Genomic DNA, 3,925 nt, shown 5'->3' on the forward strand with positions numbered 1-3,925 from the left:
GAATACGATGTCATCATTCTAAGTGCCAAGGAGAGCACCGGTCTGAAAAGGTGGTTGATTGAGAATGGATATAAGATTCCCGAGCAGGCTGAGGAAGTGCTCGATCCCTACATCAAGAACAAACTGAAATTCTTCGTGGTCAAGGTGGATAAGGAGAAGATCCCTTCCGGCCAGACCGACTATCTCAGACCACTGCAGATAGAGTACCGTTCCGATCGCTTCATGCTGCCCATCCGACTTGGAATGGCCAATGCTGATGGTGAGCAGGATATGATCGTGTACGCCTTCACGCGACAGGGTAGGATCGAATGCACCAATTATCGGACAGTGAAGATCCCGACCGATAGGAATATCCCCAAGTTCGTCAAGGACAAAGGCAGGTTCGGAGAGTTCTACAAAGACCTATTCGCCATGGCGCATGACCGGGAAGGAAGAAATTCCGTGTTTCTTGAGTATGCTTGGAATGTCACTCCCAATTTCGGGATGAAGTGCGATCCCTGCGTAGGCCCACCTCCCATGTACCAGGAATTCGTTGATGCTGGTGCCGATTGGGTGGATCCCAACAATGCTTGGTCGAGCAGTATCTTCTTCACTCGCTTGCATGTGCGCTATAGCAGGGAGGAGTTCCCTCAGGATCTATTCTTCCAAGTCACCCCCAATGCCGAGCAGTCCCAGGGCCGGTACATCATCACCAATCCAGCGACCGGGGATATGAGCTGTCAGCAAGGGCAGGACTACCTGCGTGATCTGGAATTCAGAAGAAAGCGTGAAGTGGATGAATTGGCGGCATTGACCGGCTGGAACGATCCGCGCTATGCACGATATATCTATGAGTACTCGGACCGGATCCATGAGCCGAACCGGGGTTCTATGATTCCTTTTGTGCCTGCTCCAGGAGATAGCAATGGCCCGGGCGGAGGGTCATGGCAAGCCATAGTAGGTCTACTTGCCTTCAGCCTGTTCTCCATCTTCTGGTTGTTCTATGGTGCTCGTCCGAAGCACGTGGCGAAATAACTTGCTATGATGAACAGGTACCTGTTCGGATTGAAAAGAGGCGCTCTTCAGTGCCTCTTTTCTTTTTCAGAATTTTATTGAGTGGGATGTAACAAACTGAATTTCCAGAACGTCACACAATAAATCCGGGCATGGATCAAACCTTTGTTCCTGCTCAGGGTCATAAGAACAGAACCACCAGACCAAGACCCATGATGAAGAACGACCTTGGCATTTCAACCTACCGGAGGGATCTCGTTGATGATCAGCGGCTGTTCTTATTATCTTACAATACGTATAAAGGCACAGTATCATGAAGCGAATCCTCTACTCCCTGTCAGCCCTTTTCCTTATCCATTCGATTGAAGCACAGATCTATGAAGACTACATAGGTGCAGGTCATTCTGAAGGAGTTACCGTAACAACCAGTAGTGATTATCAGGCCTTCGGCTGGAGCCAGATGGCTTCTGGTGAGAATACGATCGATGGGTCCGGATTGGATGCGGACTACATGGAAGTCACGCGATTCCTAGCACAGTCCACACTCGGATTCGAGGAGGAGCATGTGCAAGAAGTATTGGATATGGGTATCGAAGCTTGGATCGATGATCAAGTGGACCGACCCTATGTCAGTCAGCGGGCCCTCATGTGGACCATTATACAAGAAGCTTTGGCCATCTGGATAGAAGATGGCAATGACCCCGATGATTATTTCTATCCCGGATTTCAGCATTTCCAGTACGCATGGTGGCAGACCAACATGACCAACGAGGACCTATTGCGACAGCGAGTGGCGATGGCTCTGAGTGAGATCCTGGTGGTCTCGTTGGCGAGTAACTTGGAAGAACATGTGGATGGGGTAGCTGTCTATCATGACATCTTGATCGACCATGCATTTGGGAACTATCGGGATTTATTGGAAGAGGTCACCATGTCACCCACCATGGGTGTTTACCTCAGCCACTTCAATAATCCATTGACCATCGACTCACTGAACATCCACCCCGATGAAAATTACGCACGGGAGATCATGCAACTCTTCAGTATCGGACTCTATGAACTCAATACCGATGGGACCTTTGTGCTGGACAGTAATCAGCAACCGATCCCTACATATGGGATAAACGAGATCAAAGAACTGGCCAAGGTATTCACCGGTCTAGGTCCTGGTGAAGTGATCGAGAATGACTTCGGAGTCGAGGAACCCTATTTCGGGCTTACCAGATACCTCTGTGATTTCTCCGTTCCTATGACTATGTACGAGCCCTTCCATGAGCCGGGGCCTAAGACCTTGTTGAATGGATACGTGATACCAGATGGTCAATCCGGCATAGAGGACATACAGGACGCCTTGGACCACCTATTCGACCATCCCAATGTAGGACCCTTCATCGGGCGGAGATTGATACAGAATATGGTCAAGTCCAATCCTACACCCGGCTATGTGCAACGTGTGGCCGAAGCATTCAATGACAATGGTCAAGGAGTCAGAGGAGATATGCTGGCCGTGGTCAAAGCGGTCCTTCTGGATGAAGAGGCCCGTACCTGCGAGTGGATCCAGCATCCCGAGCAAGGGAAGCTCATCCCTCCATTCTACCGCTATGCCTACTTCTCACGCAATGTAGATAAGCTCTCGACTGATGCCAATTATTGGAATATCGCATACTCCTTCTTCGAGAATACCGAGCAGATCCCCTTTGCATCCCGAACGGTATTCAATTTCTACCTACCGGATTTCCAACCAAATGGTCCCATAGCTGATGCCGATCTCTTTGGTCCGGAATTCGAGATCCACAACTCCCGTACGAGTATCGGATATCTCAACGAAGCGACTCTATGGACATGGTATTGGGCGCTGATGTACTCCTGGGAGAATGTCGATCCGGTATTCGTCTCAGTGGATGAATTGGAAGATCTGGCCAGAGATCCCGAAGTGCTTATCAACGAACTGGACAAGACGTATACACATGGACAGATGACCGAGGAATTCAGAGAGAATATCCGCTCTTCCATGGAATTGATGACCCTTTCCAACATGGGTCCGGACTATCTGAGCTGGCGTGCTCGATTCGCGCTGTTCATGATACTCATCGGTCCGGATTATGTCATCCTCAAATAATCAGAATCAAGGTACAACGACATGGAAGAAAAAAAGAACATATCCAGAAGGAGATTCCTAGGGACGACCAGCTGCGCAGCAGTAGGGTATACCACATTGTTCTCATCGCTTTTGAATCTGAAAGCCTTTGAGGCTGCTGCAGCTGATAATTCTGCATTGCTCCCCAATGATGAGTATAGGGCCTTGATCTGCCTGATGCTCGGTGGTGGGAATGATTCGTACAATATGCTCATCCCTACGGGTGATGCCTACAGTGATTATGCAGTGACCCGCTCCAATCTGGCTATCCCACTTGGAGACCTACTGACCATCTCACCCATCAATACTCCCGGTACGGACTATGGGATACACCCATCCATGCCGGAGCTCCAGCAATTGTTCAATGACGAAAAGGTCAGTTTCATTGCCAATGTAGGGTCCATGATAGAACCCACCACACGGGATCAATATTACAGCGGACTGCATCCCTTGCCCTTGGGGCTGTATTCCCATGCCGATCAGGCTCAGCAGTGGCAGACCGGTAGACCGGACGAGCGGAGCGCCACTGGATGGGGAGGTCGTATGTCCGATATGATCCAATCCATGAATACCAATGAGAACATCTCTATGAATATCTCATTGAGCGGCACCAATATCTTCCAGAGAGGACAGGACACCGTGGAATTTGCGATTTCTAATCAGGGTTCACTAGGCATTGCGGGTTATGGAGATACATGGGTCGCCAATCAGATCCGCTCACAGGCCATAGATAATATGCTCGACCAGAGCTATGCCGATATCTATAAAAGCACCTATGTCAATACGATTAAAGAC

At 49.5% G+C, this 3,925-nt stretch carries 3 protein-coding genes; all 3 read left to right on the forward strand.

Annotated features, from left to right (window positions below; translation table 11 throughout):
* Nucleotides 1–1,014: DUF2330 domain-containing protein (locus HKN79_09100; protein NNC83723.1), on the forward strand; the 1,014-nt coding region annotated here is incomplete at its 5' end.
* Between the two features lie 292 nt (nucleotides 1,015–1,306).
* Nucleotides 1,307–3,112 (forward strand): DUF1800 family protein, encoded by a 1,806-nt coding sequence (locus HKN79_09105; protein ID NNC83724.1) that lies wholly within the window; start codon nucleotides 1,307–1,309, stop codon nucleotides 3,110–3,112.
* Nucleotides 3,113–3,133: 21 nt separating this feature from the next.
* The coding region (locus HKN79_09110; protein ID NNC83725.1) for a DUF1501 domain-containing protein at nucleotides 3,134–3,925 on the forward strand (792 nt) is incomplete at its 3' end.

It is taken from the genome of Flavobacteriales bacterium (assembly GCA_013001705.1).
Taxonomy (GTDB): domain Bacteria; phylum Bacteroidota; class Bacteroidia; order Flavobacteriales_D; family JABDKJ01; genus JABDLZ01.